The sequence below is a fragment of the Streptomyces jeddahensis genome (assembly GCF_001642995.1).
Taxonomy (GTDB): Bacteria; Actinomycetota; Actinomycetes; order Streptomycetales; family Streptomycetaceae; genus Streptomyces; species Streptomyces jeddahensis.
Window position 1 is genome coordinate 36,284 of the sequence record NZ_LOHS01000030.1, and the last position, 13,905, is coordinate 50,188.

A 13,905-nucleotide genomic window follows, 5' to 3' on the forward strand; every position below is an offset into this window, starting at 1 on the left:
GTCTGGCGCTGAATGTCGGTCGCTCGGAGCACTCTCTGACGGGTGGTCAGGCTGCGCTCTGCGGCGGACCGGAGCTCTCCCTGACGACCAGTTCCGGTACGGAGACGGGGTGCGGGGCCACGGGAGCGGACTGTTCGACGACCCCGTGCAGCAACCCGAAGGCCGCCCGCCCGAGGCCGGTGAAGTCCTGTCGTACGGAGGTGAGCGACGGGGTGAGGTACGCGGCGTGCGGGGCGTCGTCGAAACCGACCACGCTCACATCGCCGGGGATACCGCGGCCCGCCTCGTGCAGCGCCCGCATCACCCCCAGCGCGAGGTCGTCGTTGCCGCACAGGATCGCGGTGACGGACGGATCGGCGGCCAGCTTGCGGCCCGCGGTATGGCCGCCCGCCGGACCCCACGTGCCCTGCACGGGGCGGGGTTCGGTGGCTCCCGCCTCGCGGAGCGCGGCCCGCCAGCCCGCCGTACGCGCCGCGGTGCGCCGTGTGCTCGAGGGGATGGCGACGTAGTGCACGGTCTCGTGGCCGAGTGACAGCAGATGGCGGGTGGCCTCGTAGGCCGCCACGCGGTCGTCGGTCCACACCCAGGGCAGGTCGCCGCCGGGTGTCCGCGCGGGGGTCTCGACCACGCCCACGACGGGGATTCCTGCGGGTACCTCCTGCAGGGCCCGCACGCCGGCCGGATCGTATGCGATGACGATCAGCCCGCCGCCGGCGTCGGCGGCGCGCTGCACGTCGGCCCGTACCGCGGTCTCGTCGGCCGACTCCAGCACGCCGATGGCCATGGTGTACGAGGCCGAGCGGGCGGCCTCCTCGATGCCCTGCAGGATGTTGGCGTAGCCGTGGTGGGTGATGTTGGCGGTGAGCACGGTGACCGACCGGGAGCGGCCGCTGGCCAGCGCGTGCGCGGTGGCGCTGCGCCGGAACCCCAACTCCTCGATGGCGGCGAGCACGCGCTCCCGGGTCGACGGCTTCACGCTGGGGTGGCCGTTGATCACGCGGGAGACGGTCTGGTACGAGACGTTCGCCGCGGCTGCGACGTCCCGGATGCTCGCCGTCCTGCTTGTGTGACCGGTCACATTCATGCCAGGATTGTGACCGGTCACACAGACCCCGTCAAGAGACCGTAACGACGGATTCACACGTAGGACGACGCACGCCGTCGGCAGCGGCGGACACAGGAATTCAGGAGGGTCCACGTTGACCGGTGACGCACCCACCAGCCCCGCCACCAGTCCCGAGGAGAAGTTCACTTGGGGTCACGCGGGACTCGAGGCCGAGTTCGCCACCGGTCCCGACGGGGCACTGAGGGTCACCCGACTCGCGAGGCCGGAGGAGAGCGCCCTCACGACCGTCGACTCCGCATCGGCGCTGCCCCTGGTGGAGATCACCGCGCTGGGACACGGCAACGGCTGGTCGGGGCCTCGGTTCATCGACTCGGCGCTCGGCGGGCGGCTGCGGCACCGCGCCCACCGCTCCGAGCGGGACGGCGTCTGGCACCGACTGCATGTCGAACTCCTCGACGAGACCACCGGCTTGGCGGCCGAGGTGGTGTACTCCTCACCGGACGGCATCCCGGTCATACGCTCCGAGGTCCGGCTGCGCAACGAGGGAGCCGAGCCGCTCGTCCTGCGATCCGTGTCCAGCCTGCTGCTCGGCGGCCTGCCCTCGCCCGACGTCCTCGACGTGCACCGCGCGCGCAACGACTGGCTGGCCGAGTGCCGCTGGTTCACCGAGCCACTGCGCGCCCATGTCGCCGACATCGGCCGGGAGTTCCACGAGCACGACAGCCGCGCCTGCCTGGCGGTGAGAAGCCGGGGCAGCTGGCCCACCGACGGCCATCTGGCGATGGGAGCACTCTCCGACCGCACGGACGGCCGGACCTGGCTGTGGCAGATCGAGTCGGCGGTCGCCTGGCGCTGGGACACGGGCGAGTGCGGGGGCGGTACGTATCTGGCGCTCGGCGGGCCCACAGATGCCGAACACCAATGGCGCGAACACCTCGCTCAGGGAGCGGAGTTCACGACCGAACCGGCAGTGCTCGCCCTCGGTTCCGGCTTCGAGGACGCCCTGGCCGCGCTCACCGCGTACCGCCGTGCCGCGCGCCGGCCGCACCCCGACCACACCACCCTGCCCGTCGTCTTCAACGACTACATGAACACGCTGATGGGCGACCCGACGACGGAGAAGCTGCTGCCGCTGATCGACGCGGCGGCCTCGGTCGGCGCCGAGTACTTCTGCATCGACTCGGGCTGGTACGACGACGACGCTCGAGGGTGGTGGGACAGCGTCGGCGAGTGGCTGCCCTCAGAGCGCCGCTTCCCGGACGGCGGGATCACGGCAGTCCTCGACCACATCCGCAGCCGCGGCATGGTGCCGGGACTGTGGCTGGAGCCGGAGGTGGTGGGCGTGCGCAGCCCGGTCGCCCGGTCCCTGCCCGACGAGGCGTTCGTGCGCCAGGACGGCATGCGCGTCACCGAGCACGGCCGCCACCAGCTGGACTTGCGCCACCCGGCTGCCCGCGCCCACCTCGACGCGGCGGTCGACCGGATCGTCGGCGAGTGGGGCGTGGGCTACCTCAAGCTCGACTACAACATCACGGTCTCCCCCGGCGGCCCACTGCTCGGCCATTCCCGCGCCTGGCTGGACTGGCTGTCGTCCCTCCTCGACCGCCACCCCGGCCTGGTGATCGAGAACTGCGCCTCCGGCGGCATGCGCATGGACGGCGCCTCGCTCGCCGTCACCCAGCTCCAGTCCACCAGCGACCAGCAGGACCCCCTCCGCTACCCGCCGATCGCAGCCGCCGCGCCCACCGTGGTGCCACCGGAGCAGGGCGCGGTGTGGGCGTATCCGCAGCCGGAGTTCACGGACGAGGAGATCGCCTTCACGCTCGGCGGTGCGCTGCTGGGGCGGATCCATCTGTCGGGCTATCTGAACCACATGTCGCCGGGCCAACTCGCCCTGGTACGGCAGGCCTTGGACACGTACAAGTCGCTGCGCCAGGACCTGCCGCGGACCGTTCCGTTCTGGCCGCTCGGGCTGCCGGGCTGGGACGACGCGTGGGTGGCACTGGGGCTACAGGGGGAGGACGCGACGTATGTGTCGGTGTGGCGCAGAGGTGGTGCAACGGGCCGGACGCTGCGCGTGCCGCACCTCGCGGACCGTGCCGTGCGCTCCGAGATCCTGCACACGTCGATCCTGCACACGTCATCGCCGCAGGCCACCGCAGTGTGGCATGCCGACCGGTGCGAACTCGCCGTCGACCTGGCGGGGGATCCGGCTTGCCTGCTCGTCCGGTTGACGGAGATGGTCCCCGGACAGGCGGCGTGAGAGGAGTCGCCGACGAACGGCGTGCCAGCCCCACGAATCCCCTGTTATCCCACCATAGTGGGATCCCATGAGCACGGACTCCACGGCCCCGGCCGGCCTCGACCAGCAGCCGAAGGATCACCCTCCGGACCCGGCGATCGTGACCATCGGCGTGGTCGCGGTGCTGGTGGTCGTGGCGTGGGCGGCCATCGGCAAGGACAACTTCGCCGCTGTGTCGGACAGCGCCCTGAACTGGGTCCTGTCCAACTTCGGCTGGCTTTTCGTGGTGGCCGCCGACTTCTTTCTGGTGCTGTGCCTGATCCTCGCCTTCAGCCGGTTCGGGATGATCCGCCTGGGCCGGGACGACGCGGAACCGGAATTCACCAATACCGCGTGGATCGCGATGATGTTCAGCGCCGGAATGGGCATCGGCCTGATGTTCTACGGCGTGGGTGAGCCGCTGCAGCACTATGTGGAGCCGCCGCCCGGCTCGGGCGTGGAGCCCCGTACCCCGGGCGCGGCCCTCACGGCCATGGAGTACTCGTTCTTCCACTGGACGCTCACCCCGTGGGCGATCTACGGGGTGGCCGGTCTCGCCCTCGCGTACGCGGTCTTCCGCAAGTCCCGGGGGAACCGTCTGAGCTCGGCTTTCGTGCCGCTCATGGGCGAGCGGTGGGCGGACGGCTGGCCCGGCAAGGCGGTCGATCTGCTGGCGGTCTTCGCGACCGTCTTCGGCACGGCCACCAGCCTCGGCCTCGGCACCCTCCAGGTCGCCAAGGGCCTCGATCTGACGGCAGGGGTGCAGGAGTCCAGGGCGCTCGACATGATCATCATCGTGTCGCTGTCGGCGGCCTTCGTGATCTCGGCCTTCTCCGGTGTCCACCGGGGCGTGAAGTGGCTGAGCACCCTCAACGTCGTGCTGGCAGCGCTGCTGATGCTGTTCGTGTTCGTGGTCGGCCCCACCGTGTACGTGCTGGACAGCATCCCGGCGAGCGTGGGCGGGTACTTCAGCGAGTTGCTCCCCATGGCCTCCCGGACCGGCGTCTTCACGGACCCGGAGTGGACCGGCCGGTGGACGATCTTCTACTGGGCGTGGTGGCTGTCGTGGGCGCCGTTCGTCGGCACCTTCCTCGCCCGCATCTCGCACGGCCGGACGATCCGCGAGTTCCTCGTCGGGGTGCTGCTGGTGCCCAGCGGCGCGACCATGATCTGGTTCTCCGTCATGGGCGGCAGCGCGATCCGGATGGACGCGACCGGGCAGGCGAACCTTGCAGAAACGGTTCAGGAGGGCGCGGAGGCCTCGCTGTTCGGGCTCCTTGACAACCTGCCGCTGGGCACGGTGACGTCGTGGATCGCGATGGCGCTGGTGATGATGTACTTCGTGACGAGCGCCGACTCGGCGTCCATCGTGATGGGCTCGCTGACCAGCCGGGGAGCGCTGCACCCCCGTACCTGGCTGGTCGTCCTGTGGGGCGTGCTGATGGCCGCGGTCGCGGCGGTGCTGCTGCTCGCGGGCGGGCTCGCCTCGCTGCAGACGGCGACGATCCTGGTGGCGCTGCCGTTCGTGATCGTGATGCTGATGGTGTGCTGGGCGCTGATCGCCGAGCTGCGCGAGGATCCGGGGGCCGGGCCCCCGCGGCACGCCCTGCACGGCTTGCGGGACGCGGTGACGGCGATGCTCGGCGACGAGATCACCGAGCACGGCCACGCCCGCCATCCGCGGCGTGGGCGGGGAGAGGGCGCTCGCCGCGACGGCGGCGGCGACGGCCCGGGCGTATGAGCCCTGGCTAGCCCGCCCGGGCGGCGAGGTGGGCGTCCACAGCGACGACACCGTCGACGCCTTGGCAGAGGCCCACGACCACCGGGACGAGACGCGGTTCCGGGACGTGCCCCCGCAGGGTGACGGCCCCGTCCCGGACCTCGACCGCGACGGTGCCCTCGTCCAGGCCGAGGATGCGCCCCAGGACGTCCCGCTCGACCTCACCGCGGATCTCGGCGTCGGAGCGGATGTAGGCGTCGAGCAGGTCGCTACGGCTGACGATGCCGGTGAGGAGCCCGTCGTCGCCGACCACCGGCAGCTGCTTGACGCGCCGCTTGCGGAGTTCCCGCGCGGCCCGGGGGATCGTCCAGTCGGCGCGGGCGGTGAAGACGGGGCTGCTCATGAGTGCGCCCGCGGTCCGGGCCCGGGCCTTGCCCCAGGCGCGCTCCTCGTTCCCGTCACGCCCCAGCGGGTCGGGCATGCCGGTCTCGTGCCGCAGCACGTCGGATGCGGTCACGACGCCGACGGGGGCGCCGTCGTCGTCGACGACCGGGGCCGCGGCGATGTCGTTCGCGTCCAGCAGGGCGGCCACCTCCTGGAACGGTGTGCTGGGGCGGAGGGTGACGACCTCCTCGGTCATCACGTCACCGACCGTGCGTCGGTGCAGCATGGCATCGGCCTCTTCCGCTGTGCGACGGGGCGGCCGCGGTCGGACCGCCCGGGCGGACGACGCGCGGGCGCCGGCCTCCGCGGCCTGTCGGCTCGTCCGCGCCGTCTCCTCTACCCATCACAGCACCGCGCCGCTCCGGCGACCAGTGACGTTCGGCCCGGCGGGGAGGGTCGGCGGTCCCACGGCCAGGAGCGCGGACGGCGACTTCGTCGTCGCGTCGGCCGGAAAACCGGGTGCGGAAAACAAGGTGCATCCGGCAGCGACCGTCTCCTACGGTTGCGGGCATGCGCGTCGTTTTCACCAAGGGCCCCGGTACGAGCTACGACATCGCGGTGCACCGCGAGACCGGGGCTGCGCTCGCCCCGCGCAACGGGCCCGGCGGGCATCCTTATCTGCCGCACGACCTGGTGCACTTCCTCGTCGAGGCGGAGGCGGGCATCAAGCTCGGGGTCTACGGGCGGCTGGCCGCCGGTGACAACGGCATGTTCTGGCCGGCCGACCCCGCGGAGCGCGCCAGGGCCGCGCGACGCCGCAAGTCGAAGCGGGTGAAGTCGTCTCCCCAGGCGCAGGCGGACATGGCCCTGTCGGAGGAGCTGGCGGGCATCGCCGTGCCCGTATGGGAGGTGCGGCACGGCCATGCGCAGGAGCTGCCGGCTTATGTCACGGCAGGGGAGATCCCCGCGGTGGTCGACCGGATCGTGTCCCGGTTCGAGGACTACGCCGACCGCTGGCACACGCTGCCGATCGGGGGTTCGCTGACCCTGACGTGGTGAGGCGGGCCCGGGCCGTGCGTACGGCAACCGTCGGGTTGCCGTACGCACGGCCGGGCGCGGCGCTTGCCGTCGCTCGTCTGCGGCACCATCGTGGCTGGTCGCGCCCGCGCGGCGGAGCCGCATATGTCACAGCCCCGCGCCCCTTCAGGGCGCGTACCGGGCAGGACCAGGGGGCGATGTACCCCGCCACAGCCGCCAACACGGTCGCATAGGCTCGGCCGCACCATGAGCAACCACCTCACTCCCCTGGAGCCAAAGGCCGACAAGGCCACGGTGCGGCGGCACAATCTGAGTCTCGTGCTGCGGGCCGTCCGTGACGCGGGCGAGGTGACCCGGGCCGGGGTCGCCGCGCACGTGGGGCTGACCAGGGCGGCCGTCTCTTCGCTGGTGGAACAGCTGCTGGAGGGCGGGTTCCTCACGGAGTCGGGCAAGACGTTCAGCGGGCAGGCGGGGCGGCCCGGGACCGCGTTGAAGGTGGCCCGCACCGGACCCGCCGGGCTGGGCGTCGAGATCAACATCGACTATGTCGCGGTGTGCGTCGTGGACCTCGCCGGAACCGACCGGGTGCGGCTCGTCGAACGGCTCGACAACCGGGGCGTACCGGCCGCCGACGTACTGGCCCACGCGGCCCGGATCGCCTCCCGCGCGCTGGAGTCGGCCGCCGAGCAGGGGCTGCGGCCGGTGGGCGTCGAGCTGGCCCTGCCGGGTCTGATCTCCGGTGGCACGGTGCGTCAGGCGCCCAATCTGGGCTGGCAGCGCGTCGCCGTCGAGGGCCTGTTCGCCCAGGCGCTGTCCACGCTGCGGCGCACCGAGCGCGCCCTGCCGGTCAGCGCCGACAACGAGGCGAACGTGGCGGCGCTGGCCGAGCTGTGGTTCGGCGGCGCGCCGGAGGGCGCCCGCACCTTCGTCTACGTGAGCGGCGAGATCGGTATCGGCGGCGCACTGGTGCTGGGCGGTGAACTGCTGCGCGGCGCCCACGGTTTCGCCGGTGAGATCGGCCACGTGGCGGTGGACCAGCTCGGTCCCCTGTGCCGCTGCGGTGCGCACGGCTGCCTGGAGCAGTACGCGGGCCAGGCGGCCCTTCTGAAGGCCGCGGGCCTGGACGACGTGGCGGCGGGTCCGGGGGTGGCCGAGCTGGAGCGCCGGGCACGGCGCGGCGACGAGCGGGCCGTGACGGCGCTCGAGCAGGCCGGGCAGAAACTGGGGCTTGTGCTGTCCGGCGCGGTGAATCTGTTCGATCCGGACGCCGTCGTCCTCGGTGGCATCTACCGCGAACTGATGCCGTGGCTGGCGCCTGCCGTTGACCGCGAGCTGACCGTACGCGTCGTATCGGGGCTGTGGGAGCCGGGCAGCGGACGGCTGCGTGCCTCCTCCTCGTCCGGGGATGCCGCTCGGGGCGCGGCGGCTCTGGTCGTACGCGAGGTACTGGCCGATCCGTTGGCCTATGCGCAGCACGGGAAGCCGACGGAGTGACGGCCCTGGGTGCGCGGGGCCAACTGACGGCGCCGGGTGCGGGGCGGACGTGACGGCGCCAGGTGCGCGGGCGGGCGCCTGCGCCCTGACGCGTCCGCCCCGCGCACCACAGCCCGCCGATCAGCCCCGATGGGCCGCGATCAGCTGCTGGTACCAGCGGTAGCTGTCCTTCGGGGTGCGCTCGAGGGTGTCGTAGTCGACCCGGACGATGCCGAACCGCTTGGCGTAGCCGAGGGCCCACTCGAAGTTGTCGAGCAGCGACCAGACGTAGTAGCCGCGCACGTCGACCCCGGCGTCCATGGCTGCCCGCAGAGCGGTGAGGTGGCTGCTGAGGTACTCGACGCGGTCCGTGTCGTGCACCGTGCCGTCCGCGTCGACCGTGTCGTGCTCGGCGGAGCCGTTCTCGGTGATGTGGACGGGCGGCAGGGCGTCGCCGTAGCGCTGCTTCATGGCGACGAGCAGGTCGGTGAAGGTCTCGGGGACGACCGGCCAGTTCATCGCGGTGTGCCGGACACCGGGGTAGGCGACCTCCGTGTACCGGTTGTCGGTGGCGACGCGCTTCGCGGGATCGGCCTCCCGGTGCGGGGCCGCCGCGACCACGATGGGCCGGTAGTAGTTGACGCCCAGGAAGTCCAGTGGCTGCCCGATCAGCTCCAGGTCGCCCTCGCGGCGGAAGTTCTGGCCGGTGATGAGCTCGCCCCAGGTCTCCTCCTCGGTGGCCGGGTAGCGGCTGGCGAACAGCGGTTCCGTCCACACCAGGTTGTGCAGGGTGTCGGCGCGGACGACCGCGGCGAGGTCGGCGTCCGAGTCGGAGGCGGGGACGTTCCAGTCCGGGTTGAGGGTGATCCCCACCTCGCGTACGCCCGCGGCGCGCAGCGCCTTGACCGCGAGGCCGTGGCCGACCAGCAGATGGTGTGCTGCGGCCAGCGCGCCCGTGCCCTCCTGCGCGCCGGGCGCGTGCCGCCCGACCGAGTAGCCGAGGAAGGCGCTGCACCACGGCTCGTTGAGGGTGATCCAGCGGGGTACGCGGTCGCCAAGGTGCTCGGCGACGATCGCGGTGTACTCGGCGAACCGCTCGGCGGTCTCGCGCACCCGCCAGCCGCCACGGTCCTCCAGCGCCTGGGGCAGGTCCCAGTGGTAGAGCGTTGCGGCCGGTTCGATGCCCGCCTCCAGCAGCTCGTCCACCAGCCGGGAGTAGAAGTCCAGGCCCTTGGGGTTGACCGGCCCGGAGCCGTCCGGCTGGATGCGCGGCCAGGCGATGGAGAAGCGGTAGGAGTCCACGCCGAGTTCGCGCAGCAGCGCCACGTCCTCGCGGTAGCGGTGGTAGTGGTCGCAGGCCACGTCTCCGGTGTCGCCGCGGTCCGTTCGGCCGGGGGTGTGGCTGTAGGTGTCCCAGATGGAGGGCCCGCGGCCGTCCTCGTTCGCCGCGCCCTCGATCTGGTACGAGGCGGTGGCGGCGCCGAAGACGAAGCCGGGCGGGAAGCTCGGGAAGCTGGGGAAGTCGCTCATGTCTCCCTTTACTTGACGGATCCGCCGGTGATACCGGCTGCGATGTACTTCTGGGCGAGGACGAGCAGGATCGCGGCCGGGACGGCCGACAGCACGGATGCCGCCATGACCGAGCCCCAGTCGCCGACGTGCGCGCCGATGTACTGGTAGATGCCCAGCGTGATCGGCTTCACGTCGTCCGTGGTGTTCAGCGTGAGGGCGAACATGAAGTCGCTCCACGCGTACAGGAAGGAGAACAGACCTGCGGTGATGAGGGAGTTGCGGCTCATCGGCAGCACCACCTGGACGAAGGTGCGGACCCGGCCCGAGCCGTCGACCTGGGCGGCCTCGATGACCTCCCTGGGGATGGCCACCATGAAGGACCGCATCAGCACGATCGCGAAGGGGATGCCGAGCGAGGCGTCGGCGAGCATCAGGCCGAAGTACGAGTTGACGAGGCCGAGGTCGACGTACGCGCTGTAGAGGGCGTTGGCGATGACGATGCCCGGCACCATCTGGGTGATGAGGGTGCCGAAGACGATGGCCTTGGTGCCGGGCAACCGGAACTGGGCGAGCCCGTAGGCGGCGGGCGCGGAGATCGCCAGGCAGATGGCCACGGCGCCGAGTGCGACGGCGAGCGAGGTGAGCAGGTTGGTGCCCTGTTCGGTGACGGCGGAGCTGAAGCCGGACAGGTCCAGGCTGCTCGGGAACGGGTCCACCTCGAGCAGTCCGGCCTCGGGCTGCAGCGCGGTGTTGACCATCCAGTACAGCGGGAACAGCATCACGGCCAGGACGGCGACGCCGAACGCGGTGGCGCCCCAGCGGCGCTTCGGCTTGTTGACGGCCGCGGCCGGAACTGCCGCGGCCGGAACTGCCGTGGGCGGGACGGCGGCGGTGCGGGTGGTGGTCGCCATGCCGGTCACTTCCCCTCGTTGCGGTTGGCCCACAGGTAGAACACCGCGAAGACGGCGGAGATCAGGATCAGGACGTTGCCGACCACGGCACCGGCTCCGAAGTCCAGCTGAACGAAGGAGTTCTGGTACGTGAGGGTGCCCAGGGTCTGCGTCGAGTCGGCGGGGCCGCCGTCGGTGAGGGCGAGGATCAGGTCGAGGATCTTGACGGTCGACATGAAGCCGAGCACCAGGACCACGGTGATGACGGGCTTCAGCAGCGGCAGGGTGATGGAGCGGAAGGTACGCCAGGCGGAGCCGCCGTCCAGCGAGGCCGCCTCGTAGAGCTCCTTCGGGATCTCCTGAATGCCGCCGTAGAGGATCACCATGTTGAACGGGATGCCGATCCAGATGTTGACCAGGACGACCGCGAGCAGCGCCACGCTCGTGCTGGTCAGCCAGGGGGTGTCCCCCAGGCCGAACAGGCCGAGGAACGAGTTGAGGACCCCGGTGTCCTGGTCGAGGATGCGCCGCCAGACGATGCAGGAGACGACCATGGGGACGAGCCACGGCAGTGGGATCAGCGAGCGGAGCACGCCGCCCAGCGGGAAGTGGCGGTTGAAGAAGACCGCGAGGGCCAGGCCGATGCAGAACTGTGAGCGCCGAGACGACGGTGAGCGGGACCAGAGCCCGCCTGGAACGCCGCCGCGGTGGGCGCGGGGCGGCCTGGGAGTGTGCTGTCACGGTGGAGTGTGCTGTCACGGTGGTGCCCTTGCGTGGGAGGTACGCCGGCCCGCAGGGACGTCCCGTGTCCCGGCGGGTGGATCTCTGCGCGCGTACGGCTCCGGCAGTTCCGCACGGCGGTGGGTCGACGAGTGGGGTCTGCGAAGGTCGGGCCAGGCGACCCGTCCACCGGCCCTTGGTTTGTTTACGATCCTGACTAATATCGCTGTCGAAGCGCTTCGACACCAGACCCCGACGCTGATACCGTCGTCACAGTCAGACGCGCCGCCTTGTGATAGAGACACAGCGTCGAAATCGAAGCGCTTCGACACAATGTTCTGAGTACGACCAAACCCGCTGGCAGGAAGTCCGGGTGTTCGTCTGCACCTGCCACGCCCGACCGAGGACGATCATGAAGTTCACTGACGGCTTCTGGCTCATGCGTGACGGCGTCCGCGCCTCGTACGCCACCGAGGTGCGCGACGTGCGCGCCACCGCCGACCGTTTCACCGCGTACGCCTCCGTCAAGCGGGTGCAGCGCCGGGGCGACACGCTCAACTCGGCCCTGCTCACCGTCGACTGCTTCTCACCGGCCGAGGGCGTGATCGGCGTACGCCTCACGCACCACGCCGGACGGCGTCACCGCGGACCGGACTTCGAGCTGCCGGGAGCCGCCCTGGACGCGGGCGCCGGCCGTGTGCGCCGGGACGGGTCGGTGACCGAACTCGTCAGCGGCCCTCTCACCCTGCGGCTGGACACGGCGGCACCTTGGGGCCTCACCTTCCTCGGCGAGGACGGCCGCGAACTGACCTCCGCCGGACACCGGGGCACCGGCTTCGTCACCACGGACGACGGCTCGCACCAGATGCTGGCCCAGCTGGCCCTCGGTGTCGGCGAGAACGTCTACGGCCTCGGCGAGCGCTTCACCCCGTACGTGAAGAACGGCCAGGTCGTCGACATGTGGCAGGCCGACGGCGGTACCAGCAGCGAGCAGGCGTACAAGAACATCCCCTTCTACCTCTCCTCGCGCGGCTACGGCGTCTTCGTCAACCACCCGGGCAAGGTCTCCTTCGAGGTCGGCTCCGAGTCCGTCGGCCAGGTGCAGTTCAGCGTCGAGGACCAGTCGCTGGAGTACTACGTCGTCGCCGGGCCGTCACCGAAGGACGTGCTCAGCCGGTACACGGCGCTGACCGGACGTGCCGCGCTGCCGCCGGCCTGGTCCTTCGGGCTGTGGCTGACGACCTCCTTCACCACGTCGTACGACGAGGAGACGGTGACGTCCTTCGTGGACGGCATGGCCGAGCGCGACATCCCGCTCACCGTCTTCCACTTCGACTGCTTCTGGATGCGCGAGTACCAGTGGTGCGACTTCGAGTGGGACCCGGAGGTCTTCCCGGACCCGGTCGGGATGCTCGCGCGGCTCAAGGAGCGCGGCCTGCGGATCTGCGTCTGGATCAACCCGTACATCGGGCAGAAGTCCGCCCTCTTCGACGAAGCCGCCGAGAAGGGCTACCTGGTGCGCACCGCCGACGGCGACGTGTGGCAGTGGGACCTGTGGCAGGCCGGTATGGGCCTCGTGGACTTCACCAACCCGGAGGCCTGCGCCTGGTTCCAGTCGAAGCTGAAGGTGCTGCTCGACCAGGGCGTCGACGGCTTCAAGACGGACTTCGGCGAGCGCATCCCGACGGATGTGGTGTGGCACGACGGCTCCGACCCGGAGCGTATGCACAACTACTACACCCAGCTCTACAACCGCACCGTCTTCGAACTCCTGGAGAAGGAGCGCGGCCAGGGCGAGGCCGTCCTCTTCGCCCGCTCCGCCACGGCAGGCGGACAGCAGTTCCCCGTGCACTGGGGCGGTGACTGCTGGGCCTCCTTCGAGGCCATGGCCGAATCACTGCGCGGCGGACTGTCCCTTGGCCTGTCGGGCTTCGGTTTCTGGAGCCACGACATCGGCGGGTTCGAGGGCACGCCCGACCCGGAGGTCTTCAAGCGCTGGCTCGCCTTCGGCCTGCTGTCCTCGCACAGCCGGCTGCACGGGTCGTCGTCGTACCGGGTGCCGTGGGCGTTCGGTGACGAAGCGGTCGACGTGGCCCGGCAGTTCACGCTGCTCAAGCACCGTCTGATGCCGTATCTGTACGGTGCCGCCGTCGAGGCCCACCGCACCGGCGTGCCCATGATGCGGCCGATGCTGCTTGAGTTCCCGCAGGACCCGACGTGCCGCACCCTCGACCGGCAGTACATGCTCGGCCCCGACCTGCTCGTGGCGCCCGTCTTCACCGCCGAGGGCGACGTCGAGTACTACCTGCCCGAGGGCACCTGGACGCACCTGCTGACCGGAGAGACCGTCACCGGCCCGGTGTGGCGCGCCGAGAGGCACGGCTTCGACAGCCTGCCCCTCTATGTGCGCGAGGGCGCCGTGCTGCCGCTCGGCGCGGACGACCAGCGCCCCGACGGCGACTGGCTGGACGGCCTGACCCTGCGCGTACACGCCGCCGGCTCCCCTGCGTACGAGGCCGAGGTCACGGTGCCGGACCACAGCGGCGCCCCCGCGGCGACGTACCGCGTCGTGCGCGAGGGCGAGGTGCTGCGGGTCACCGCGCACGGTACGGACAGGGCGTTCCGTGTGGAGGTGCCGGGCGGTGGCGAGGCCTCGGCATCGGCGGAGGGCGCGGGCGAAGTGGTTCTGCGCCTGGGGTGAGGCGCGGGCTGAGGTGCTGTCCTGCCTGACCGGCCGCCCCCGCCAGGCAGGACAGCTCTCTTGCGCCTTACGGCAGGTTGCGGGACATCACGATCCGCTGGACCTGGTTGGTGCCCTCGT

The 13,905-nt window shown here is 71.0% G+C and carries 9 protein-coding genes and 1 pseudogene; 5 read left to right on the top strand and 5 right to left on the bottom strand.

Going from position 1 to position 13,905, the window contains the following annotated elements; translation table 11 throughout:
* Window positions 1–46: 46 nt before the first annotated feature.
* Window positions 47–1,084, bottom strand: a complete 1,038-nt coding sequence (locus tag STSP_RS03465; protein WP_067271810.1) for a LacI family DNA-binding transcriptional regulator — start codon at window positions 1,082–1,084, stop codon at window positions 47–49.
* A 115-nt stretch (window positions 1,085–1,199) separates the two neighbouring features.
* Here STSP_RS03465 and STSP_RS03470 point away from each other — a divergent pair, with 115 nt between their 5' ends.
* Both STSP_RS03470 and STSP_RS03475 read left to right on the top strand, forming a co-directional pair.
* Window positions 1,200–3,329, top strand: coding sequence for an alpha-galactosidase (locus STSP_RS03470; RefSeq protein ID WP_067271813.1), 2,130 nt, complete (start codon window positions 1,200–1,202; stop codon window positions 3,327–3,329).
* Between the two features lie 67 nt (window positions 3,330–3,396).
* On the top strand, window positions 3,397–5,088 hold the full coding sequence (locus tag STSP_RS03475) for a BCCT family transporter (RefSeq protein WP_067271816.1): 1,692 nt from the start codon (window positions 3,397–3,399) through the stop codon (window positions 5,086–5,088).
* Window positions 5,089–5,095: 7 nt separating this feature from the next.
* On the opposite strand, the gene STSP_RS03480 is transcribed toward STSP_RS03475, so the two are convergent.
* Window positions 5,096–5,737: a CBS domain-containing protein gene (locus STSP_RS03480; RefSeq protein WP_067271818.1), complete on the bottom strand. Its 642-nt coding sequence runs from the start codon at window positions 5,735–5,737 to the stop codon at window positions 5,096–5,098.
* Between the two features lie 284 nt (window positions 5,738–6,021).
* Here STSP_RS03480 and STSP_RS03485 point away from each other — a divergent pair, with 284 nt between their 5' ends.
* Entirely contained in the window at window positions 6,022–6,510 is a 489-nt protein-coding gene (locus tag STSP_RS03485) for a hypothetical protein (RefSeq protein WP_067271826.1), read from the top strand.
* A gap of 225 nt (window positions 6,511–6,735) precedes the next feature.
* On the top strand, window positions 6,736–7,983 hold the full coding sequence (locus STSP_RS03490) for an ROK family protein (protein WP_067271828.1): 1,248 nt from the start codon (window positions 6,736–6,738) through the stop codon (window positions 7,981–7,983).
* Between the two features lie 120 nt (window positions 7,984–8,103).
* Here STSP_RS03490 and STSP_RS03495 read toward each other — a convergent pair whose 3' ends face one another.
* The 3 genes and pseudogenes from STSP_RS03495 to STSP_RS03505 form a co-directional block, all read right to left on the bottom strand.
* Window positions 8,104–9,492 carry a GH1 family beta-glucosidase gene (locus STSP_RS03495; RefSeq protein WP_067271829.1) on the bottom strand — a complete coding sequence of 463 codons (1,389 nt, stop codon included), beginning with the start codon at window positions 9,490–9,492 and terminating at the stop codon, window positions 8,104–8,106.
* 8 nt (window positions 9,493–9,500) lie between these two features.
* Entirely contained in the window at window positions 9,501–10,394 is an 894-nt protein-coding gene (locus tag STSP_RS03500) for a carbohydrate ABC transporter permease (RefSeq protein ID WP_067271831.1), read from the bottom strand.
* A pseudogene (locus STSP_RS03505) lies at window positions 10,391–11,017 on the bottom strand (carbohydrate ABC transporter permease); the annotation flags it as partial. The gene STSP_RS03500 and the pseudogene STSP_RS03505, both read right to left, overlap by 4 nt.
* Before the next feature lie 479 nt (window positions 11,018–11,496).
* Between STSP_RS03505 and yicI the strand changes: the two are divergent.
* Window positions 11,497–13,785, top strand: a complete 2,289-nt coding sequence (gene yicI, locus STSP_RS03510; RefSeq protein WP_067271849.1) for an alpha-xylosidase — start codon at window positions 11,497–11,499, stop codon at window positions 13,783–13,785.
* Window positions 13,786–13,905 lie beyond the last annotated feature (120 nt).